Origin of the sequence: Microbacterium sp. F51-2R, assembly GCF_052180235.1 — a bacterium.
In the GTDB taxonomy this organism is placed as follows: Bacteria; Actinomycetota; Actinomycetes; order Actinomycetales; family Microbacteriaceae; genus Microbacterium.
In genome coordinates this window covers 2,030,012-2,051,814 of the sequence record NZ_CP197470.1, presented here as the reverse complement: position 1 = coordinate 2,051,814, position 21,803 = coordinate 2,030,012, and the positions used below count along the sequence as shown (strand labels likewise).

Below are 21,803 nucleotides of genomic sequence, written 5' to 3'. Positions count from 1 at the left end.
CCCGGACCGTCACGCGGCCACCGCCTTGCGCGCCGAGAGGACGGTCGCCGCCAGCTGCAGGAGCGCGTGGCGCGCGGGCCCGCTCGCCCGGCCTCCGCCGTGGAGTCCCCGATCGAACGGGATGCCGACGACCGGCCATGCGTCGGAGGACATGGCGCGCGCGACGGCGCCGCCGGTGCGCGCGTGGTCGACGAGGGCGAGCACGGGCGTCGGGCCCTCCGGCAGTGCCGCGACGGCGGGGGCGACGGCGCGCGCCAGCTCGGCGGCCGGGCGACGCGCGTCGGCGACGAGGCACACGACGTCGCACAGCGCCGCGCACGCGGCGAAGTCGACGAGTGGATGCCGCGCCCCGAAGTCGGTGATCGACACCTCGAAGAAGCGGGTGATCGGCGCGGCCTCCGCGAGCCACGCGGCGACGGGCGTCTCGGCCGGTGCGGGACGCAGCGCGAACCACCCGTCGCCGGGTGCGAGACCGGTCAGGGCGTCGGCGGTCGTCCGGGCTCCCGCGCGCGCCTCGCTCGGCGCTGTCACGGGGGCGCCGAGTCGCGCGCCGAGGTCGCGCTCGCCGCCCGCGACGTCGATCGCGAGCGTCGGCTCCGGGCGCCGCGAGGCGACCACGCGGAGCACCTGCTCCGCGAGGGTCGTGGCACCGGCGCCAGGCTCCAGCGACACGAATCCGATGCGACGGGAGATCGAGCGGATGCCTCGGATCGAGGCATCCCACTGGATCAGGCGCTCGCTGCTCGCACCGGAGCTGCCGAACAGCGCCGCCGGGACGTCGCGGAGGTCGAGGATGCTCACGAGCCGCCGCCGAACGCGCGGAGCAGCTCGCCGTAGACGCCGAGCGCCCCGACGAGGAGCGGCAGGAGGGCGACGACGGCGAGCGTCTCGACGACGTTGCCGAATCCGCGCAGTCGAGCGCGCACATGCGACGCGGGGCGGGCGAGGACGCCGACCGCGACGAGGACGGCGGCAAGCGCTGCGGCGGCGACGCCGATCCACACGAGCGGGCCGGTGAGCTGCGTCAGCACCGCGGTCGCGGCGATCGCGGCGACGACGGCCCACAGCGACCACACCTGCGCGCGCAGCGGGAAGGCCCGCGAGCGCAGGGCCGCGACCAGAGCGAACGCGAGCGCCAGCAGGCCGCCCCACAGCTCCGACGCGAGCACGAGCGCGACGCCCGAGACGGCGAGGACGGCCGAGACGCCGACGACGCTCCAGGTGAGGGCCGAATAGGCGTCGTCGATGGAGGCGAAGGCGCGGGGGCGTTCGAGCCGCTCGCCCGCCGCGACCCCCTGGTCCAGGCGCGTGAGGCCCGCCGCCGAGAGGGCGATCCACGGGAGGGGTCCGGTCGCGAAGGCGGCCAGGGTTCCCGCGACGGCGGCGGATGCCTCGCCCCCGACTCCGACGAGGAGGAGCACGAGCAGCACCGACGCGAGGACCGCGCCGACGGCCCCGCCCGCCGCGGCGCCGGGGCGTCGCAACGCCACGCCGAGGCCGAAGAGGACGACGGTCGAGCCGGTCGCGACGACGACGGCCGCGCCGACGAGCGCGGCGCTCGCGGCGTCGAGGCCCCCGCCGGCCGCGGCCGTGGCGGCGGCGATCGCGAGGGGGACGATGAGCCCGGCCGCGGCGGCGCTGACGCAGGCCGAGACGGCGGGCAGGCGCAGGAGCCCGAGCATCGTCGCGATCGCGAGGAGCAGGGCGATGGCGCCGAGGAGCACCCACGCGGCCGTGACGGGGCCGCCGTAGGGCGCGATGACCCCTGCCGCCGCGGTGGCGAGCGCGATGCCGGCCCCGCCCGCGATCGCCCGGGCCCGGTCGTTCCAGCGGTCGAGGTGCGTCTCGTGCGCGTCGGCCGCGGCATCCGTCACGTCGATCACGACGGGAGGCGGGGGAGCGGCGTCGAGGCGCACGAGGTGCAGCACGGCGCCGTCGCCCAGGTCCAGCTGCTGCGGAGAACGGCCGACGTCGAGCTGCTCGCCGTCGGCGGCGACGAGCGTGAGGGGGCGCGCGACGGTGCCTCCCGTCTCGCCGAGGAGGTCGAGCAGCCGGGGGAGGACGGCGCCGAGGGGCTCGTCGCTGGAGACGACGACCTCGGCGCGGCGGGTGCTGCCGGCGACGGTGAGGCGGGTGTAGGGGGTCACAGTGCTTCCCAGGGGGTCGAGTCGAACGGAGGCGCCGAGACCGACGTGCTCGCCGGCGCGGGCTTTGCCGCCTGCTGATTCGCGAGCAGCTGCATGACGAAGGAGACGCCGACGCAGGCGGCGCATGCGACGGCGGCGAGGATGAGGGAGCCCATGAGCCGCTTGGAGTGGTCGTTGACGGTGCGGCGCTCGTCGATGTGGCCGTAGAGCAGTGCCGATCCGAGCCGCATGCGCTGGATCTTCGCCTGCTCGATGAGCACCGTGTCGCGCTGATCGGGCATCAGCGGCTCCCCTCGTCGGTGCCGGCGGTGCCGGCGGTGCCGCCAGTGCCGGCGCGCAGCCGTGCCGCGACCTGCGGCGAGACCGCGAGGAGCGCGCCGACGCGCGCGGGATCGAGCGTGCCGAGCACGTCGGCGAGGCGCTGCCAGCCGCCGCCCGCGGGCGAGCCGAGGCGCAGCAGTACGCCGGGCAGGCGCGGGCTGCCGACGACGGCCGCGCCGAAGTCGTCGGCCCAGCGCCGGGGGTCGATGCCCGACGCGCGAACGCCGGGCGGTCCGACCAGGAGCGCGAGGGGCTCGGGCTGCACCGCCGCGGTCGAGCGGCGCGCGAGATCGGGCGAGCCGATCGCGGCGAAGGCGACGCCGAGGAGCGGCATCCCGATCCCCGCGGCTTTCGCGAGCAGCTCCCGCGCGGCGAGCCCGATCCCGTCGGCGCCCTCGTCGCCGGGGCCGGCGACGTCGGCCCACACGCGCGTCGTCTCCTCGATGCCCTCCGCCGTGCGCGCGAGATGCAGCGTGCCGAGCACGGCGTGCTCGCCCGAGGTGACGGCGGCCCAGCGGCTGTCGAGCGGGATGCGCCGGCGCGTGCGCTCGGTGAGGTCGTCTCGGTCCCACGGCGCCACGAGCGGCTCGGTCGGGCCCCAGGCATCCGGAATCCTGCCGGCGAAGCGCTCCGACGCGGCTTCGAGCACACCGCCGAGCCGGACGGGGCGGCTCACGCGGTGCCGCGTCGAGACCGTCGCGACGATCTGCAGCCGCGTCGACACCGCGGCGCGGAGGAACGCGGGGTGCACGCCGTCGCGTGAGGGAAGGGGTGGCAGCGCGAGCACGTCCTGCGGCTCGGCGAGCGGCGCGCCCGTGCGGGCGTCGTAGCAGCCGTCGTCGGCCGTGCGGATGACCCAATGCCCCTGCACGGCCGAAAGGGCCTCGGAGAGGGGGTGCGTCATGCGGGAGTGTTCGCCCGACACGACGACGGGGCGATCGCCGGCCGTCGCGACGCGGTGGAGGAAGTCGCTCATCCCGACGGTGAGGGCCACGACGTCGGCGCGCGTCTCGGTGGCGACCCAGCCCGGTCCGGCGCCGTCGACGAGGGGGTGATCGATCGTGGTGGCGCTCATGCGGGGACTCTCACGGTGACGATGCGGTCGCCGAGCTCGAGCACCGACTCGGCGGCGAGGGGCGTGCGCTGATAGGCGATGAGGGGCTGCGGGGCGCCGGCGGTGCGCACGAACGTGCCGTTCGTCGAGGCGAGGTCGGTGATCCACACGCGCCGGCCGTCCCACTCGAGGCGGGCATGCGACTTCGACAGCGTGCGCGACAGGTCGGCCCAGCGGTAGACCTCTGCCGGGGCATCCATAGGCGCCGAAGGGTTGCGGCCCAGCACGAGCGCCGAATCCAGCGTGAAGCGCTGGCCCGAATCGAGCTCGACGACGGGGGCGAGCGAGCTCGGCGCCGAGGTCGCCGCCGCCGGCTGCTGCGCGGGGAACTCGAAGGGCGAGAGGGCGGGCGCGAACGGGTCGCGGCCCCGGTGGATGTCGAAAGTGCCCAGGCGTCCCGAGACGAGCTTCGCGAGGACGGATGCCCCGGCCGCCGCGCCCGTCGCGCGCTCGACCGTGCGCGTGCCGGCCGCGACGCGCCCGAGGGTGAGGCCGGAGCGGCCGAGCGTCGCGATGCTGGCGGCCACGAGGGCGATCGCGACGAGGAGCACGACCCAGGTCGCCGCGGGCGCGTCGAGGAGGAAGAGGAGCCCCGCGATCGCGGCCAGGGCGGCCGGCACGAGCACGTCGACGGCGATCGCGGCGATCCGCTGGCCGGCGCGCGCGGGCGCCGTCAGAACAAGCGGATCGACCATGGCAGGAGTCGTCTGGTCGAGTGTCGTCATTGCAAAGGTGCTTCCCCCCGAGGGAACCCCACCACTCTAGACGGACGGGTCGCGGCACCCCTCGGGCGCATCACGGCCTTGACAGCGGCATCCCTCCCATGAACGGGGCGGATCCGGCGCGCGGGAGACCCTCGATGAACCGAGGGCCACACTTTCCGGCGAGCGCGCCGTCGCGCGACGCCGCGCTCGCCGGAAAGTGTCGCGCTCGGCGGGCCAGCGGACCGGAACGGGCCGGACGGGCCGGCCGGGCCGGCGAGACGGGCCGGCGGGGGTCAGCCCGCCTTCGCGTCCTTCGCGGCGGCCTTCATCGCACGCTTGTGCTCGCGCACCTTGGTCAGCGACTCGGCGCTCGTGATGTCGGCGACGCTGCGGAACGCGCCGTCTTCGCCGTAGGGGGCGGATGCCTCGCGCCAGCCGTCGCCGGTGAAGCCGTACTGCTTGCCGAGCAGCGCGAGGAAGATCTTGGCCTTCTGCTCCCCGAAGCCGGGGAGCGCCTTCAGCCGGCGCAGCACCTCCGCGCCGTCGGGCTCGCCGCGGGTCCACAGGGACGCGGCATCCCCTCCCCAGTCCTCTTCGATCGCGGCGCACAGCGACTGCACCCGCGCCGCCATCGATCCCGGGAAGCGGTGCACCGACGGCGGCCGGCGGAAGACCTCGGCGAAGGCATCGGGGTCGTAGCCCGCGATCGTCGCGGCATCCACGGAGCCCAGGCGCTGCGCGAGCTTGAGGGGTCCGCCGAACGCCGTCTCCATCGGGATCTGCTGATCCAGCAGCATGCCGATGAGCAGGGCGAGCGGGTCGTCGGTGAGCAGGCGGTCCGCGTCGGCGTCCCCCGTGATGTGGAGCGTCATGACGCCCAGTCTCGCACCCGCCGCAGAGCCCGGCCAGGGCACGCACCGCGGCGGCGAGGACGGTCGGTTAGGTTGTCAGGAGCGCCATGGCGGCGTCATCCGACACGAATCGCGGAGGTCCGAGCACATGCCCGACCGCCGCCCCCTGTCGACGGGACGCCTGCTCGCGGCACGGTCCCGCGCCCGCGCGGGCCTGCTCGCCAGCGCCGCCGCGACGGTCGCCGCCGCGGTCGCGACCGTCGCCGTGCTGCTTGGCTCCCTCTCGCGGGCCGTCGAGACGGCGGGCGTCCCCGTCCCGCCCGGAGTGCCCGCCGACGAGGTCGCCGCGCGCGTGGCCGCCGGCACGACAGCCCTCGTCTCGGCGGCTCCCGCACTGATCCTCCTCGTCGCGATCCTCGCGGGGGCGGCGACGGCGCAGCTCGGCCGGCTCCTGGCCGCAGCCCGCGAGCACGAGTGGGCGATCGTGCGCGCGCGTGGGCTCTCGCGTCGGCAGGCGTGGGTGACGGATGCCGCGGAGTCGGCCGTCGTCGCGCTGGCGGGGGCGATCGCCGGCATGGCCGTCGCGGCCCTCCTCCGGGGAATCGCGGGCCTGTCGCCCCTCGGCGCGGCGCCCGAGGCTCTCGCCGTCGTCGCGATGGCGGTGCTCCTGGCCGTCGTGCTGACCGTCTCGCTCCGCCGGAGCGCGCAGCAGCGCGGCGTCGGACGCGGTGCCCGCGCGACGACCGGCGCCGTCGTCGTGGTCGTCGTGCTCGCCGCCGCGATCGTGGTGTGGCAGCTGCCGCAGGCGCGGCCCACGGGCTTCGACCCGATCGTCGCGATCGCCCCTGCCGTGCTGCTCCTGGCGGGCGCCCTCGTCGCGCTCGCGGCGTTCGGCGCGCTCGCGGCGCTGACGGCCGCCCCGGCCGCCGCGGCGCGTGCCCTCACGCCGTCGTACCCCGCGCGCCAGGTCGCGCGCCGTCTCCCGATCTACGCCGTCGCCGTTCTCCTGGTCGCCCTCACGGTGGCCCAGGCGGTCTTCGCGTCGGCCTACTCCGCGACCTGGACCGCGGCGGCCACCGACTCCGCCGCCGTGCGCGCGGGGGCCGACCTGCGCGTCGACCTCGATCCCCAGACCGCCTCGCCCGCCGACGTCGCCGATGCCGCCGCGGTGGAGGGGGTGGATGCCGCGTCCCCCGCCCTCGTGACGGGTGCCGAGTTCGGCGGCACGACGGCGGAGCTCATCGCCCTGCCGTCCGACGCGGTCGGCACGGTCGTGACGACGGCGGGCGGGCTCCTCGACACCGCGGCGCTCGCCGCCCAGATCGCGCCGTCGGACGGCACCGTCGTCGCCGAGCCGCTGCCGCTCGGCGACGGGGCCACTGGCCTCCGCGTCTCGGCGGCGGTCGCCTCGACGGGGCCCAACGTCATCGGCTCCCTCGAGCTGCGCGCCGTCGTCCTCGACGCCGCGGGCACCTCGGCGCAGATCCGCCTGACGGGCGACGCCGTCCGCGACGCGGCCGGAGCGATCTCGATCACGGGGGAGGGGGCCCTCCCCGAGGGCACGGGCCCGTGGAGCCTCCTCGCGATCTCGGCGTTCGTCGGGCCGACGAACGCGGCCGGCGCCGTGACGGTGCAGCTCACGCGGGTCGAAGCCGTCGGCGGCGACGTGCTCGACGCGACCGGCTCGGGCCTTCTGCGAGGCGACGCGCGCGAGGCCGTGCTGTGGCTCGCCGACGGCGGAGTGGCGCAGAAGGCGAACGCGTCCCTCCAGAGCGGGGCAGCGGGCGAGGCGTCGGGCGACTCCGCCGGCGAGGCGTCCGCCGACCTGCCTCCCGTGCGCGTCGCCGTGACCGAGGCGCTCGCCGGGCGGCTCGGCCTCCAGATCGGCGACACCCTCGACTTCCGCTACGCGGGCACGGGCCGCCGCGGCGCGATCGAGGTCGGCGGGATCGACGCCGCCCTCCCCGGCGCAGCGACGACCCTCGCCGTGTTCGCCCCGCTCGACGTGCTGCAGGTCTCGATGCTGCAGCGCGGCACCTCGGTCGTCGCGCCGTCGTCGATCTGGGCGTCGGGCTCGACATCCGCCGACGACGCGCTGAGCGCCGCGCTCGGCGGACGCGCCGTCAAGACGGCCGCCCCCGGCGTCACCGCCGACGTCGTGGGCGCCCTCGTCCCGGCGTGGTGGATCGCGACGGCAGGTTCGGCCGTGCTCGCCCTCGTCGCTGCCTTCGCGATCGTGCAGACCCTCTCGCTCGCACGCCGGCGCGAGCTCGGCGTGCTCCGTGCACTGGGCGTCACGCGGGGTCGTCAGGCCGGCATGCGCGCCGCAGAGCTCTCCGCCGTCCTCGGCGCCGCCGTCGTCCTCGGCGCGCTCGCCGGGGCCCTCGTCGCCTGGCTCGCGGCGCCGGAGCTCGTGCAGGCGGTGACCCCCGGCATCCTTCCCCTCGGCGCGGGAGTGAGCTTCGACGTGGGCCCCCTCGCGATCGCGCTCGCCGCCCTCGTCGGGGGCCTCGCGATCATCGTGGTCTCGGCCGCTCTCGCCGTGCGCCGCGCGGCCCGGACGGCGACCGTCGGGGAGGAGTCGCGGTGAGCCGGCGGGTGTCGACCGGAGCGCTCGTCGCGCACCACCTCCGCTCCCGCGCGGGCGGCGGGCTGACCGTCGCGGCCCTCGTGCTGCTGCTGTCGCTGCTCGCGACATCCGCCCCCATCGCGCTCACCCTCCTCGGCGACGCCAGCCTGCGCGAGCGGCTGTCGACGCTCGGCGCGACGGAGCGCGACGTCGACTCCGACACGGCGCTGTTCCCGCAGACGGGCGCCTCGGGCCAGGAGCTGCCGACCGACGCCGACCGGGTCTGGGCGCCGTTCCTCGACGCCGTCGAGGTGATCCGCACCGACGCCGATGCGCCGCTCCCCGACCTCCTCGGTCCCGCGCACGCCGTCGCGCTCTCGGGCGAGGCGCCCCTCGAGGAGGATCCGCGCACGAAGCTCGTGCGGCTCGCCTTCGCACCCGGCTTCGACGAGCAGATCCGGCTCGCCGAGGGCGACCTGCCGCAGCCGGCGAGCGTCGAGGGCGACGGCGTCCGCGTCGAGATCGTCCTCTCGACCGAGACGGCCGACCAGCTGGAGTGGGCGGTGGGGGAGGAGCGGCACGTCGCCGGCGCGTCGATTCCGACGACCCTCGTGCTCTCGGGAACCTTCGACGCCCTCGATGCCGGCGATGCGTACTGGCAGCACGTGCCCTCGGTGCTGAGCCCCAACGTCTTCGACGACGGCAACAGCCCGCGCTCGGTCACCGGGACCGGCTTCGCGAACCCGGCTTCTCTCACGGCGGCGGGGGCGATGGATGCCGCGAGCCAGACGACTGCGCGGACGCTCGTCTGGTACCCGCTCGACGTCGCGGCGATCTCGCGCGACACCGCCGAGCAGACCGCGGCGGCCCTGCGCAAGTTCACCTCGGTGTCGCACCCCGTCGGCTCGCAGGCCGGGGGGATCGGCATCCTGAGCCTGCGCTTCGCCGCCGACGTGACGGGGGCGATCGAGAACGCGATCGCGCAGCAGGCCGCGACCGCGGGCGTCATCGCGATGATCGTCGCGGGCCCCGTCGGCGTCGCGGCCGCGGTGCTCGTGCTCGGGTGCCGCCTCATCCTCGAGCGGCGCCGGTCGAGCCTGCGCCTGCTGTCGGCCCGCGGCGCCTCGACCGGACAGCTGCGCGGACTCCTCGGCCTCGAAGGGGCGATCGTGGGCCTCGTCCCGGCGCTCGTGGGCGCCGCGGTGGCGACGCTCGTCGGGAGCCTCGTGCTCGGCGTGACGCCCGAGCCGGTCTGGTTCGCCGCGCCGCTCCTCATCGGCCTCGCGCCCTGCGCCGTCCTCACGGCGCTGGCCGCATCGGCGGCCGAGCGCCAGGCGCGCGCCGACCTCGGCCGACGCGGCGGCCGCGTGCGGCTCATCGTCGAGGGGGTCGTGGCGGGGGTCGCGGTCCTCGCTCTCGCCCTGCTGTTCTTCCGCGGCTACGGCGGGGGCGCCGACCTGCTGCTGACGGCGACGCCCCTCCTCCTCTCCCTCGTGGCGTGCCTCGTGACGCTGCGGGTCTACCCGATGCCGCTGCGGAGCGTGTTCGCACGCGCTCGCCGGGGCGCGCGTCTCGACGCCTTCCTCGGGTCGGCGCGGGCCCTGCGCGAACCGGCGATCGGGCTCACCCCCGTGCTCGCCCTCGTCGTGGGCGTCTCGGTCGCCGTGTCGTCGGGCGTGCTCCTCTCGGCCCTGCAGTCCGGCATCACCGAATCGGCGCGCGGTCAGGTCGGCGCCGACATGAGCGTGAGCGGCGCGACGTTCACGCGCGAGCAGCTCGAGGCGGTGCGCGGCCTCGACGGCGTCGCGGCGGCGACGGGCATCTCGGGCGCCGACCCCTCGACCCTCGACGTCGACGGGGAGAAGCGCCCCACGTCGGTCTTCGTCGTCGACGCGGCCGACCTCCGCGCCGTGCAGGGAGATGCGCCGGGGATGCTGCCGCCCGGAGCCTCGCTCGACGCGCGCTCGGGCGCCATGCCCGTCGTCGTCTCGGGCCCCACGGCGGCCTTCATCGGCGGATCCGATCGCGTACGGGTGGGATCGACGGATGCCGAGGTCGTCGGCGTCTCGACGGGCCCGGTGCCGATCGGCGAACGCGAGGACTGGGTCGCGATCGACTCGTCGTACGCCGAGAAGGTGCTCGGCCGCGACCCCAGCGACCGCACGCTTCTGCTGCGCCTGAACCCCGGGGCCTCCGCCGCCGCCGTCGAGGAGGAGCTGCGGACGCTCATCGGGGCAGACCTCCGCATCCGCACGGCTGGTGAGATCGTCGCGTCGATCGAACAGGGAGCGGCCGTGCAGGGAGTGCGCATCGCGCTGCTCACCGCGACAGGCGTCGCGGCGCTCCTCAGCGCGCTCGCGATCGTCATGACGCTGACGCTCGCGGCGGGTGCGCGCGGCCGGGTCATCGCGCTCCTTCGCACCCTCGGCGCGCCGCGCCGGTCGGCGACCTCGCTCGCCCTGTGGGAGATCGGGCCGCCCGCCGTCGCCGCCGTCGTCTCCGGCACGGTGTTCGGAGCGCTCGTCCCGCTCGTCGTGCTCGCGGCGGTCGATCTCCGCCCCTTCACCGGTTCCGGCATCCAGCCCGCGTATCACGTGGATGCCGCGACCCTCGCCCTGACGCTCGGAGGCTTCGTGCTGCTCGCCGTCGTGTTCACGGCCGTCGCCCTGCTCGCCTCGCGGCGCGTGCGGGCCGCGTCCGCCCTGCGGACCGTCGAGGAAGGATAGGACCATGGCCCACGTGCGACAGCAGGCGCCGGGAACCCCCGACGCCGACATCCTGTGCGTCGACCTCGTGCGCATCTTCACGGCGCAGGGCGTCGAGGTGCAGGCCCTGCAGGGACTGAACCTCCGCATCGAGCCGGGAGAGCTCGTGGCGCTCGTGGGCGCCTCGGGATCGGGCAAGTCGACGCTCCTGTCGATCCTGTCGAGCCTCGACCAGCCGACGGCGGGCGTCGCGTGGGTCGCCGGGCACGACCTGCTGACGATGAAGGAGAAGGAGCGCGTCGCGTTCCGCCGCAACAGCGTGGGGTTCGTGTGGCAGCAGACTTCGCGCAACCTGCTTCCGTACCTCACGGCAGGCGAGAACGTCGCCGCCACCCTCGCGATCACGGGCGGTCAGGGCGGCGCCTCGGCCCGCCGTGCGCGCGTGGCCGAGCTCCTCGACCTCCTCGAGGTGTCGCACTGCGCCGAGCGCCGCCCGTCCGAGATGTCGGGCGGCGAACAGCAGCGCGTCGCGATCGCCGTCGGCATCGCCCACGGCCCCCGCGTGCTGCTCGCCGACGAGCCGACGGGCGAGCTCGACGACACCACGAGCGCCCACGTGCTCGAGGCGATGCGCTCGGTCAATCGCGAGCTCGGCGTGACCACGCTCATCGTGACGCACGACCCCGGCGTCTCGGAGCACGTCGCCCGCACCGTCCAGATCCGCGACGGTCGCACATCGACCGAGGTCCTGCGCTCGACCCGCGTCGACGAGACCGGCGCCGAGCAACACGTCGCGCAGGAGTACGCCGTCGTCGACCGCGTCGGACGCCTCCAGCTCCCCGACGAGTTCGTCACGGCGCTCGACCTCCGCGAGCGCGTGCGGCTCGCACTCGAGCCCGATCACGTCGGCGTGTGGCCGGGGCGGCCCAAGGCCGACGAAGCCGATGAGGGCCCCGGCGCGGCATCCGGCCCCGAACCGACCCCGACGAAAGAGGAGCCCGCATGAGCGCCGTGCTGCGCGGAGAGAAGCTGACCCGCACGTTCCCGTCGTCGGCGGGCGACGTGCACGCGTGCGCCGACATCGACGTCGAGGTTCGACCGGGCGAGCTGCTCGTCGTGCGCGGCGCGTCGGGGGCCGGCAAGACGACGCTCCTGAACCTCCTCGGCGGCCTCGACGCCCCCACGTCGGGCCGCGTCTGGATCGGCGACACCGACACCGCCGACCTCGACGACGACGCGCTCGCGACGCTCCGCCGCGAGAACCTCGGGTTCGTCTTCCAGTCCTTCGGGCTCATTCCCGTGCTCTCGGCCGCCGAGAACGTCGAGCTCCCGCTGCGCATCGCGAAGGTCGCGCCCGCCGACCGCGACGCGAGGGTCGCCGAGGCGCTTCGCCTGGTCGGTCTCGCCGACCACGCCCAGCAACGGCCGAGCGAGCTCTCGGGAGGTCAGCAGCAGCGCGTCGGCATCGCCCGCGCGATCGTCGGCAGCCCGCGCGCGCTCATCGCCGACGAGCCGACGGGGCAGCTCGACTCGCGGACGGCTGCGACGGTCATGGACCTCATCGGCGACCTCGTGCACACGCAGGGGATCGCCGCGATCGTCTCGACCCACGATCCCCTCCTCGTGCAGCGCGCCGACCGCGTCATCGAGCTGCACGACGGCCGGGTCACCTCCGACACCCGCGCCGCGGCGTCGCCGCGTGCGGACGGCGGATCGACGGATGCCGCGGCCCCGCCGCTCACGCGCGCCGAGGCGCGTGCCCGGCAGTCCCCGCACGACTGACCCGCTGCCCTCCGGTCGGCCCCCGGGCTCGGTCCGGCGGGCGGGATGCGAGGATGGACGGGGAGGCTGGCATGAGCGAAGCGGCGACGGACGACGGACTCGACAGGCTCGCCGCCACTGCCCACGACCGGCACGTCGTCGTGATCGGCGGGGGGATCGCGGGGATCGTCGCGGCCCTCGAGTGCGCCAAGGTCGGGCTGCGCGTCACGCTGGTCGAGGCATCCGATCGACTCGGCGGCAACCTCCGCACTGTCGAGGCGGCGGGTCTCGAGCTCGGCGCGGCCGTCGACGGCTGGTCGACGCGCGGCTCGGCCGTGCGCGCGCTCGCGACCGACCTGGGCCTCGGCGGCGAGATCGTCGCCGCGACCGAGACGCAGACGTGGATCGCGGGCCTCCCCGGCGGGGCGGCCCCCCTTCCGTCTGCGACGGTCGCCGGCATCCCGGGCAACCCGTGGGACGAGGGCGTCCGGCGGATCATCGGCTGGAACGGCACGTGGCGCGCGTACGTCGACCGCCTGCGGCCGCCGCTCACGATCGGCAAGGAGCGGAGCCTCGGCGCGCTCGTCCGCTCGCGCATGGGCGAGGCCGTGCTCGAGCGCCTCGTCGCGCCGGTGAGCGTCGGCGTCTACGGCACGCATCCCGACGACATCGACGTCGAAGGAGTCGCCCCGGGCCTCAGCACCGCCCTCACGCGGACGGGATCGCTGAGCGGGGCGGTGGCGGATCTCCTCGTCGACCGGTCGCCCGGGTCGAAGCTCGAAGGCATCGTCGGAGGGATGACGCGGCTCGTCGCCGCCGCTCGGGCTCGGCTCGACGAGCTCGGCGCGGAGATCGTGCTCGGACGCGCGGCGACGCGGCTCGAGCGGCTGGACGACGGCCGCTGGTGGGTGGAGCTCGACGCCGAGTCGGAGGACGCCCCCGCCCTCGACCCCGCCGTCGAAGTCATCGTCGCGGTGCCCGAGGCCGACGCCCGGCGCCTCCTCGAGGCCGCTGTACCGGCCCTCGACGCCCCCGTGCGCCAGGAGCATCCCGTGGAGGTCGTGACGCTCGTCGTCGACGCGCCGCAGGTGGACGGGAGCCGCGGCGCGGTCTACCCCGTCGCCGGGACGCACCGTGCGACGGGGATCGTCGACGCGACGGCGCGCTGGCCGTGGCTGTCCGCCCTCGCCGGGGGCGCCCGCGTCCTGCGCGTCTCGTTCGGCACGGCGTCGGCCGCCGCCGCCACGGCGGGTCTCGACGACGCCGGGGCGGCCGCGCTCGCGGCGGAGGAGGCATCCGCTCTCCTGGACGCGCCGATCGGGATCGTCCGTGGAGCCGTGCGCGAGCGCTTCGCCCCGCCGACCCCCGCCTCGCTGCGGGGGCACACCGATTTCGTCGCGGCGACGCGCGGCGCGATCAGCGGCGTGCCGGGCCTCACGGCCGTCGGGGGGTGGCTCGCCGGATCGGGCATGGCCCGGGTCGTCCCCGATGCGCTCGACGAGGCCGAGCACGTGCGGCGCAGAGCGCTCTTCGGCGGCGCCGCGACCTGAGCGCGAGGTGGTGCGTCCGGATCTGTCAAGGGCGGATGCCGGAATCGGCATGCCGCACTAACCTGGGAGGACGCAGCACCCCCCGAGCGTGAGGAGACGCGCCATGAAAGGCAAAGTAGGACTCGTCATCGGTCTCGCCGCAGGCTATGTGCTCGGTGCTCGCGCAGGTCGTGAGCGGTACGAGCAGATCAAGTCGCAGGCGCTCAAGGTCTGGAACCTCGACCCCGTGCAGGAGCAGGTCGGCAAGGCGAAGGACTTCGCCAAGTCCAGCGCCATGGCCCTCCCGTCGACGCTGTGGGACAGCGCCGTGAAGGTCACCAAGGCCGCCACCTCGAAGGGCACGACACCCGGACAGCGACTGGATGCCGCGATCAAGGTCGGGAAGGACTCCGCCGACGACGTCGGCCGGGCCGCCGACACCTCCGCCTCAGCCGTCAAGGATGCGGTCGACGACGTCATCGACGACGCCACCGGTGCGGGCCGCGGCGGGGCGTGACATGACGACTCCTCGCGGCTTCCGCGATCGCGCCGACGAGAGTCTGCTGACTCTCCTCGGCGACGTCCCCGAACTCGTCCGCAACCTCGTCACGGCCGAGGTCGAGGCGGCGAAGGCGTGGATCAGGCGCACCTCGAAAGACGCCGGCATCGGCTCGGGCTGGATCATCGGCGCGCTGTTCATGCTGTTCTGGTCGATCCCGATGCTGCTGGCCTTCATCGTGATCGGGTTGTCGTCGTGGATGCCCGCGTGGGTCGCCTCGCTCATCGTGCTCATCGTGCTGCTCCTGGTCGCCGCCCTCTTCGGCTTCCTCGGGTATCTGCGCTGGCGCAAGGTGGTCAAGAGTCAGAACCCCGCCCAGTCGATCGCCAAGGATGTGGAGGCAGTGCGCGATGAGCTCTGAGGTTCCGGTGCCCCGCACCGCCGTCCCGCTCGGGATCACCGATCCCGTCGAAAAAGCCCGCGCCGAGCTCAAGGCGACGCTGGCCGCGATCGAGGTCAAGGCGAACTTTCCGCGCCGCCTGTCGCACCTCGCCACCCGCGTGCGGCGCGACGCGCGCGAGTTCAGCGGACGCAACCCCACGGCGGCCACCGCGATCGTCGTCGCGGGTGCCTCGGCGGTCGGCGCGCTCGTGTGGGCGCTCGTCCGCTCGTACACTCGCTGAAACGCCTCTGCCGGTCGTGCCCGTGGCCCGCGCAGGATTCCCGACCCGACAGCCGTCGGGGTCGGGGGTATGCTCGGAACCAGGCAGTGCGATGGCGCGGATGCTGCCGACGGCGCGAACCCCTCGTTCGGAAAGGGTTCCCGGTCGCACGTCGGCTGTCCGGACGTGGGGCGGCTGACCGAGTACCACGAGAGTCGACCCCATGAACGCTTCACCACAGCAACCTGCGAAACCCCTCGCGGGGTGGCGCGTCCTGGTGCCCCGCGGCGGGCCGTGGGGCGATGGTGTGGCCGCGTCGCTGCGCAAGCAGGGCGCGGTGCCCGTGATCGCCCCCCTCATCAACTTCGCCCCCTCGAACGACCAGGTGACCCTCGAGGCTGCCCTGCGCGATCTCGCAGACGGCGCCTTCGACTGGCTCACGCTGACCAGTGCCACGACCGTCGACGTGCTCTACGCCTATCGCGCCGTCATCCCTGCGAAGACCAAGGTCGCCGCGGTGGGAGAGACGACGGCGGCGGCGCTCCTGGCCGTCGGCTACCGCGTCGACCTCGTGCCCGATCGCGACAACTCCGCAGCCGGAATGGCCGAGCAGCTCCTCAGCATCGAGCCGGAGCCGCGCGACGTGCTGACGCTGCGCAGCGAGATCGCCAAGCCCGTGCTCACGCGGATGCTGTCGGAAGCCGGTCATCGCGTCCGCAGCGTCGTGGCGTACCGCACCGTCGGAGTGCCCGTCACCGAGAAGATCGCCGAAGACGTCCGCAGCGGCCGCATCAACGCGATCCTCGTGACGAGCGGCTCGGTCGCCGAGCAGGTGCACCTGCAGTTCCCCGAGGTCCCCGACACGACGCTCATCGCCGCGATCGGTCCGCGCACCGCGAAGGACGCCCGCCGCGCCGGGCTCTCGGTCGACGTCGTCGCCGACCGTCAGACGGTGGACGCCCTCATCGATGCCGTCGCGCGGTTCCCGCTTCCGCACGCGGCCGACGAGTTCGCGCCCTGACCAGACGGATCATCGACATGAGCGATCGTTGCCGTCCTGTGAGCAAACGGCTCCGTCAGGCCCACGCGGCGCTGGCAGACTAGTCGCATGGTGACGCTCCTGCTCGACTCGACCCGCCTCGAGGTCGTGCTGTCGGGCACCGAGCGCCTGCTCGCATTCCACAAGGGGAATGTGGCGATCGAGCGCTCCGCCATCTCGAAGGTGCAGCTGACCGACGACGTCTGGACGTGGCTCCGCGGCGTCCCGAGCCCCGGCACGCACGTCCGGGGGGTGCTCGCGATGGGCACGTGGAAGTCGGCGGGCGGCGACGACTTCGCCATCATCCGCCGCCATCGCGCGGGTGTCGTCATCGACCTCGAGGGTCACCCCGAGTTCGAGCGGATCATGCTCACGACGCGCCACGGCCTCGCGCTCGTGCAGGCGCTCCGGCTCGACGTCGCCGACGAGGCCGAAGCCGCCGACGTCGCCGAGATCGCCGCGAAGGCCCGCAAGCCCCGCCCGAAGCGCGCGTCGTCCTCGCCCGTGCCCGTGCCGGGCGTCAGCTGACGTCGCGGCGCCAGCTGACGAGGTAGCCGACGATCACGAGCACGGCCGCGTAGCCGAGCAGGACGAGCCCGCCGGCCCACCACTCGAGGGTCTCGCCGCCCCCCGTCTGCGCGGCGCTGGCCGAGAAGACGCTCGCGCCCACCAGGGCATCGCTGGCGGCGCCCGGCAGGTATTTCGTGAAGGAGTCCATCCCCTCCACGAATGCCGCGGCCGCCCGCGCGACGGGCTCGAGGAACTGCGTGAACACCAGCACCCCGACGATCGCGCCGACCTGGTTGCGCACGAGCGCGCCGACCCCGATCCCGATGAAGACCCAGAGCACGTAGGCCAGCAGCATCCGTCCGAACATCGCCCATGTGTCGGACGAGGAGAAGCCCGTGTCGACGCCGTATCCGGCGAGGAAGGCGGCCGACGGGGCGACGGCGCCGATGACGCCGATGACCCCGTAGACGACCCCGAGGAGCGCGCCGACGAGGATCTTGGCCCACAGCACCAGGCCGCGGCGCGGCGTCGCGAGGAAGGTCGGCGTGAGGGTCTTGTGCCGGAACTCGCTCGTCACCATGAGCGTGCCGATGAGAAGCGGGAAGACGTAGCCGACCGCGGTCGCCGTGCTGTACAGGATGGGCGGGAGGTCGGCCTCGGGGATGCGCGGGCCGTTGGCGCCGCCGATGGCTCCCGTCGCGGACGCCGTGAAGACGAAGCCGAGGACGGCGGCGGTGAAGCCGACGTAGACGAGGAGCACGATCGCGAGGATCCACCACATCGCGGTGGAGAACTGCTTCGTGGTCTCGGAGCGTGTCGTCGTGGCGAGGGTCATCGCTGCTCGCCTCCTTCGCTGTGCTCGTCGGTGCGAGGCTCGTTCTCGTCGAACGCCCCGAAGAAGCGGTCGGCCTCCACGTCGGCGTCGGTCTTGGCGTAGTGCTCCCACGGCCGGTCCGACACCTCAGCGGGGGGCTCGGTGCTCTCCTCCTGCGGATCGTCGGGACTGTCCGTGCCGCCTCCGCCGTCGGGGTCGGCGCTGTCGGCCTGGCCAGCGTCGGCGTCGGCGCTGTCGGCCTGGCCGCCGTCGGGGTCGGAGCTGTCGGCCCGGCCGCCGTCGGATGAGGCGGGTGCGACCGAGTCCCACTCCGCCGCCGCCGTGTCTTCGCGATCGGCGGGCTCAGGCTCGGCGGGCTCGATCTGGTCGACGTCCTGATCCTCGGACGGGGCGACGGATGCCCATTCCTCCGTCGCCGTGACGGGTTCGTCGTCGAGCACCCCACCGGAGAAGTCGTCGTCGGCGGCACCGTCATCGTCGACGACGAGCGTCTCCTCGGTGATGCCGTCGGTGCCGGCGGTGGCGTCGGCGCCGTCGTCGGCCGTGGCGGCGGCTTCGTGGACGAGGGAGGCGTCGGCGCTCGGCGTCTCGTCACCGGCGGGCGGGATGATGTCGATGACGCCGGTGCTCGCGACGGCGAACGACGCGGGGCCGGTGGCCTCGGCATCCGTCTCGCCCTCGGCGTCGGGTCCAGGCTCAGACTCGGACTCGGACTCGGACTCGGACCGGTCCTCGGCCACGGGTTCGCCGTCGGCGGCCGTCTCGGCCACAGGCGCGACCTCGGCGAGCTCGACGACTCCTGCGACCTCCGCCTCCGGCACCGCTTCGGCGACCTCGACCTCGGGCCCGACGACAGCCGCCGCTCCCGCCGCGACCTTCGCCTCGGGCGCGACGACAGTCTCGCCCTCGGCCTCGGCCTCGGCGGCCGCGCCCGGCTCCTCCTCCTCGACGGCGACCGCGACGGCCACGGCTGCCGCAGCCGCTCCCGCCGCCGCGCCCGGCGCATCAGCGCCCGAGTCCGCGACGGGCACCGCACCGACCGGCGAATGAACGCGTGTGCCGTTCACGAGGTCGAGGAACACCTCTTCGAGCGCCGGCCCGCGGCGGTGCAGCGACGACAGCGCGATTCCCGCGTCGGCCGCGATCTGCCCGACCTCGGCGGGTTCCAGCCCTCGCACGGTCAGGCCCGAGCGCAGCACCTCGACCTCGACGTGCGCGTCGCGGAGCGCCGCCGACAGGGCGGCGCGGTCGCGGGCGTCGACGACGGTGGCCGACTCGGTCGGGTCGGCGAGCTCGTCGAGTCCGCCCTCGAACACGAGGCGCCCCGCCGAGATGATGAGGAGCGAGTCGACGGTCTGCTGCACTTCGGCGAGCAGGTGCGACGACACGAGCACCGTGCGGCCCTGCCGTGCGAGCTCGCGCAGCAGCCCGCGCATCCACTTGATGCCTTCGGGGTCGAGGCCGTTGGCGGGCTCGTCGAGCACGAGCACCCCGGGGTCGCCGACGAGGGCGTACGCGAGGCCGAGCCGCTGGCGCATGCCGAGGGAGTAACCGCCGACCTTTCGGCCCGCGACATCGGCGAGGCCGACGAGTCCCAGGGCTTCATCGACGCGTGCGCCGGGGAGCCCGGCCGCCTGCGCGTAGACCTTCAGGTGGTTCGCGGCCGTGCGGCCCGGGTGGAAGCTGGAGGCCTCGAGCACGGCCCCGACGGTCCGCAGGGGGTTCTTCAGCTTCGCGTACGGGACGCCGCCGATCGTCGCGCCGCCCTCGGTCGCGCGCACGAGTCCGAGCAGGATGCGCAGTGTCGTGGTCTTGCCCGCGCCGTTCGGACCCAGGAAGCCGGTGACCCGGCCGGGTTCGACGCGTGCCGTGAATCCGTCGACGGCGGTCACCGCGCCGAAGCGCTTGGTGACCGCGGAGAATTCCAGCAGCTGTCCTTCGGGCATGCCGAACCCTCTCGTCGTCGTGAGCTTTTCTCCCTATCTTTGCGGAAACTCCGCCTTCACGCAGGGACGTGCGACGGGCACGCCGCCGCCCTCCTCCGCTCCCTCGCCGAACGAGGGCCGGGCGGTAACGTGGCACGCGTGAGCGAAGCAGCAGCCGGACCCGAAGTGAAGGTGCACGTGCGCACGGACGGCTCCCTCGGCCGTCTCACGCTCAACCGTCCGCAGGCGATCAACGCGCTCGACCTCGACATGATCCGCGCCCTGGCCGAAGCCCTCGACGCGTGGGAGCACGACACCGACCTGGACACCGTCCTCCTCGACGGCGCGGGCGAGCGCGGGCTCTGCGCGGGCGGCGATGTGCGGGGCCTGTACGAGCGCACGGTCGCCGGCGATGCCGAGGCATCCGCCGTCTTCTTCCGAGAGGAGTATGCGCTCAACGCCCGCATCGCGGAGTACCCGAAGCCCTTCGTCGCCTTCGCCGACGGCATCACGATGGGCGGCGGAATCGGCCTCGCCGGGCACGCGGCTCTGCGCATCGTCACCGAGCGCTCGAAGCTCGCGATGCCCGAGACGCGCATCGGCTTCACCCCCGACGTCGGCGGCACGTGGCTGCTCGCGCGTGCGCCGGGGCGTCTGGGCGAGTTCCTGGGGCTGACGGGGCGGACGATGGATGCCTCGGACGCCGTGTACGCCGGGTTCGCCGACCATTTCGTTCCGTCCGCGAGCCTGGAGGGTCTGCGCGACGCGCTCCAGACGCGCGCCGATCCGTCGGGACCCGGCGAGCTCGTGCTCCTGTTCGACGAGACCCCCGAGCCGTCGTCGCTCATCGCCGCGCGCGGGTGGATCGACGACGCGTTCGCGGCCGACAGCGTGCCCGAGATCATCGGCCGCCTCCGCGCGCGACCGGAGGACGAGGCATCCGCCACCGCCGATCTTCTGGAAGAGCTCTCGCCGACGGGCCTCGCGGTCACCCTCGCGGCGATCCGGCGCGTGCGGACTCTTCCCGGCCTGCGCGACGCGCTCGCGCAGGAGTACGGGCTGGTCATGTGGTTCGTGACGACGCAGCCCGACCTCGCCGAAGGCATCCGCGCGCAGGTCATCGACAAGGACCGTTCGCCGCGCTGGCGTCCTGCGACGCTGGCGGAGCTGCCGGCGGATGCCGCGGCATCCGCCCTCTCGTTCACCCCCGCGGTCCCGCTCTGGAGCTGACCTCCGTGGCGCGCGGCAGCAACGGCGACGGTGCATCGGCCACGCGCACGCGCACGTGGTCGTTCGGGATCGCGCTGGACTGGTTCTTCTTCGTCTTCGCGGGGCTCGCCGCCATCTGGCTCGCGTATCTGAGCTTCACCGAGACCTTCAACGTCGGCTGGTGGGGACTGCTCCTCGCGATCGTCTTCTGGGGGCTCCTGGCCTACCTCGTGCTGCCGCGCCTGCACCGGATCCTCACCACCGTCTACGTGCCCGACTACTTCATCGGTCGCACACGCACGAGCGACGGCCTGCTCGGAGACCCCGTCAACCTCGCCTTCATGGGAAGCGGCGAGCAGATCGAGGCGGCGATGACCGCGGCGGGCTGGACCAGGGCCCACCCCATCACGATGACCTCGACGTGGCGCATCATCGCCTCGACCGTCGGGCGGCGCAGCTACCCCGAGGCGCCCGTCAGCCCGCTCTTCCTCTTCGGCCGGCAGCAGGATTTCGCGTACCAGCAGGACGTCGACGACAGTCCCGCCCAGCGGCACCACGTGCGGTTCTGGCAGTGTCCCGACGGCTGGCTCCTCCCCGGCGGGCGGAGGGTCGACTGGCTCGCCGCCGGAACCTTCGACCGCAGCGTCGGGCTGTCGCTGTTCACGCTGCAGGTCACGCACAAGATCGACGCCGAGACGGATGTCGAGCGCGATCACATCGTCGCGACGCTTACCCTCGCCGACCCGCGCATCGACGTGCGGATCATCGAGGATTTCTCCACCGGGTACCACGCACGAAACGGCGGCGGCGACTCGATCAGCACCGACGGGGACCTCCCGATCGTCGACGTGCGCGACGTCACCCTCGGGCCCCGTGTCGTTGCCGGTGCGGGCGGATCGGAGGCGACGCCGTGACGACACCGGCGAAGCGGCCCTCCTACGAGCCGGCGGGGCGGCTCCTGCGCCCGCCGCGCTACGACCCCGACATGAAGCGGCCGGTCACGACGGTGACGGGGGCCGTGCTCGTCTTCCTCCGCGCTGTGGCGGGGCTGCTGTTCCTGGCCGAACTGGGGCTCCACTGGAACCTCGTGGCCACCTCGAGCGCGATCGCGATCGACGGACTGACGGATGCCGAGGCCGCCGGCGTCGGACTCGCGATCATCCTGTCGCTCGTCGTCGCCCTCATCGTGGTCGACGTGGTGCTGGCCGTCTTCATCCTCCGCGGGTACAACTGGGCGCGCGTCATCGTCATGGTCGTCGCGGTCCTCTCGATCTCGACCGCGTTCGTCTCGTGGTGGCTGGAAGACCTGGAGATCACCCTCAAGACGAGCCTCCTCTCGACGGCTCTCGATACGCTGATCCTCCTCGCGCTGTCCAGCCGCAGCGCGGCCGCCTACGCTCGGCGCAACGAGCAGCGCTGAGAG

Annotated in this window: 21 protein-coding genes; 13 read left to right on the top strand and 8 right to left on the bottom strand. The window is 74.2% G+C overall.

The features are described 5' to 3' along the window. Window positions 1–9: 9 nt before the first annotated feature. The 6 genes from ACSBPH_RS09115 to ACSBPH_RS09090 form a co-directional block, all read right to left on the bottom strand. On the bottom strand, window positions 10–801 hold the full coding sequence (locus tag ACSBPH_RS09115; protein ID WP_442574033.1) for a hypothetical protein: 792 nt from the start codon (window positions 799–801) through the stop codon (window positions 10–12). Continuing rightward, window positions 798–2,147, bottom strand: coding sequence for an EsaB/YukD family protein (locus ACSBPH_RS09110; protein ID WP_442574032.1), 1,350 nt, complete (start codon window positions 2,145–2,147; stop codon window positions 798–800). The genes ACSBPH_RS09115 and ACSBPH_RS09110 overlap by 4 nt, the downstream gene beginning before the upstream one ends. Continuing rightward, window positions 2,144–2,428, bottom strand: coding sequence for a hypothetical protein (locus tag ACSBPH_RS09105; RefSeq protein ID WP_442574031.1), 285 nt, complete (start codon window positions 2,426–2,428; stop codon window positions 2,144–2,146). The genes ACSBPH_RS09110 and ACSBPH_RS09105 overlap by 4 nt, the downstream gene beginning before the upstream one ends. Further along, window positions 2,428–3,543, bottom strand: coding sequence for a DUF6177 family protein (locus ACSBPH_RS09100; protein ID WP_442574030.1), 1,116 nt, complete (start codon window positions 3,541–3,543; stop codon window positions 2,428–2,430). The genes ACSBPH_RS09105 and ACSBPH_RS09100 overlap by 1 nt, the downstream gene beginning before the upstream one ends. Further along, a complete protein-coding gene (locus ACSBPH_RS09095) occupies window positions 3,540–4,307 on the bottom strand; it encodes an FHA domain-containing protein (protein WP_442574029.1) in 768 nt (255 codons plus the stop codon). Before ACSBPH_RS09095 ends, ACSBPH_RS09100 begins: the two co-directional genes overlap by 4 nt. A gap of 272 nt (window positions 4,308–4,579) precedes the next feature. Then, window positions 4,580–5,158 (bottom strand): HhH-GPD-type base excision DNA repair protein, encoded by a 579-nt coding sequence (locus ACSBPH_RS09090; protein ID WP_442574028.1) that lies wholly within the window; start codon window positions 5,156–5,158, stop codon window positions 4,580–4,582. A 127-nt stretch (window positions 5,159–5,285) separates the two neighbouring features. On the opposite strand from ACSBPH_RS09090, the gene ACSBPH_RS09085 reads away from it, so the two are divergent. From ACSBPH_RS09085 to ACSBPH_RS09040, 10 genes are all read left to right on the top strand, one after another. After that, complete coding sequence (locus ACSBPH_RS09085; RefSeq protein WP_442574027.1) at window positions 5,286–7,727, top strand: FtsX-like permease family protein; 2,442 nt, start codon at window positions 5,286–5,288, stop codon at window positions 7,725–7,727. Continuing rightward, window positions 7,724–10,432 (top strand): ABC transporter permease, encoded by a 2,709-nt coding sequence (locus ACSBPH_RS09080; RefSeq protein WP_442574026.1) that lies wholly within the window; start codon window positions 7,724–7,726, stop codon window positions 10,430–10,432. Before ACSBPH_RS09085 ends, ACSBPH_RS09080 begins: the two co-directional genes overlap by 4 nt. A 4-nt stretch (window positions 10,433–10,436) precedes the next feature. Continuing rightward, entirely contained in the window at window positions 10,437–11,417 is a 981-nt protein-coding gene (locus tag ACSBPH_RS09075; protein WP_442574025.1) for an ABC transporter ATP-binding protein, read from the top strand. Continuing rightward, a complete protein-coding gene (locus ACSBPH_RS09070; protein ID WP_442574024.1) occupies window positions 11,414–12,193 on the top strand; it encodes an ABC transporter ATP-binding protein in 780 nt (259 codons plus the stop codon). Before ACSBPH_RS09075 ends, ACSBPH_RS09070 begins: the two co-directional genes overlap by 4 nt. 71 nt (window positions 12,194–12,264) lie before the next feature. Next, complete coding sequence (locus ACSBPH_RS09065) at window positions 12,265–13,722, top strand: protoporphyrinogen/coproporphyrinogen oxidase (RefSeq protein WP_442574023.1); 1,458 nt, start codon at window positions 12,265–12,267, stop codon at window positions 13,720–13,722. A 103-nt stretch (window positions 13,723–13,825) separates the two neighbouring features. Next, a complete protein-coding gene (locus tag ACSBPH_RS09060) occupies window positions 13,826–14,218 on the top strand; it encodes a hypothetical protein (RefSeq protein ID WP_442574022.1) in 393 nt (130 codons plus the stop codon). A gap of 1 nt (window position 14,219) precedes the next feature. Beyond that, the gene (locus ACSBPH_RS09055) at window positions 14,220–14,621 is read left to right on the top strand and encodes a phage holin family protein (RefSeq protein WP_442574021.1); all 402 of its coding nucleotides are present in this window, start codon (window positions 14,220–14,222) and stop codon (window positions 14,619–14,621) included. Continuing rightward, window positions 14,611–14,883 carry a hypothetical protein gene (locus ACSBPH_RS09050; RefSeq protein ID WP_442574020.1) on the top strand — a complete coding sequence of 91 codons (273 nt, stop codon included), beginning with the start codon at window positions 14,611–14,613 and terminating at the stop codon, window positions 14,881–14,883. The genes ACSBPH_RS09055 and ACSBPH_RS09050 overlap by 11 nt, the downstream gene beginning before the upstream one ends. Window positions 14,884–15,085: 202 nt before the next feature. After that, a complete protein-coding gene (locus ACSBPH_RS09045; protein ID WP_442574019.1) occupies window positions 15,086–15,883 on the top strand; it encodes a uroporphyrinogen-III synthase in 798 nt (265 codons plus the stop codon). A gap of 87 nt (window positions 15,884–15,970) precedes the next feature. Next, window positions 15,971–16,429, top strand: coding sequence for a hypothetical protein (locus ACSBPH_RS09040; RefSeq protein ID WP_442574018.1), 459 nt, complete (start codon window positions 15,971–15,973; stop codon window positions 16,427–16,429). Here ACSBPH_RS09040 and ACSBPH_RS09035 read toward each other — a convergent pair. Both ACSBPH_RS09035 and ACSBPH_RS09030 read right to left on the bottom strand, forming a co-directional pair. Next, window positions 16,422–17,246: an ABC transporter permease gene (locus ACSBPH_RS09035; RefSeq protein WP_442574017.1), complete on the bottom strand. Its 825-nt coding sequence runs from the start codon at window positions 17,244–17,246 to the stop codon at window positions 16,422–16,424. The two genes, ACSBPH_RS09040 and ACSBPH_RS09035, sit on opposite strands and share 8 nt — an antisense overlap. Next, the gene (locus tag ACSBPH_RS09030) at window positions 17,243–19,192 is read right to left on the bottom strand and encodes an ATP-binding cassette domain-containing protein (RefSeq protein WP_442574016.1); all 1,950 of its coding nucleotides are present in this window, start codon (window positions 19,190–19,192) and stop codon (window positions 17,243–17,245) included. The genes ACSBPH_RS09035 and ACSBPH_RS09030 overlap by 4 nt, the downstream gene beginning before the upstream one ends. A 138-nt stretch (window positions 19,193–19,330) precedes the next feature. Between ACSBPH_RS09030 and ACSBPH_RS09025 the strand changes: the two genes are divergently transcribed. From ACSBPH_RS09025 to ACSBPH_RS09015, 3 genes are read left to right on the top strand one after another with little or no spacing between them, the layout of a single operon-like run. Next, window positions 19,331–20,401 (top strand): enoyl-CoA hydratase/isomerase family protein, encoded by a 1,071-nt coding sequence (locus ACSBPH_RS09025; protein ID WP_442574015.1) that lies wholly within the window; start codon window positions 19,331–19,333, stop codon window positions 20,399–20,401. Window positions 20,402–20,406: 5 nt separating this feature from the next. After that, the gene (locus ACSBPH_RS09020; protein ID WP_442574014.1) at window positions 20,407–21,294 is read left to right on the top strand and encodes an LssY C-terminal domain-containing protein; all 888 of its coding nucleotides are present in this window, start codon (window positions 20,407–20,409) and stop codon (window positions 21,292–21,294) included. Next, a complete protein-coding gene (locus tag ACSBPH_RS09015) occupies window positions 21,291–21,800 on the top strand; it encodes a hypothetical protein (protein WP_442574013.1) in 510 nt (169 codons plus the stop codon). The genes ACSBPH_RS09020 and ACSBPH_RS09015 overlap by 4 nt, the downstream gene beginning before the upstream one ends. The last annotated feature ends 3 nt before the right edge of the window (window positions 21,801–21,803 follow it).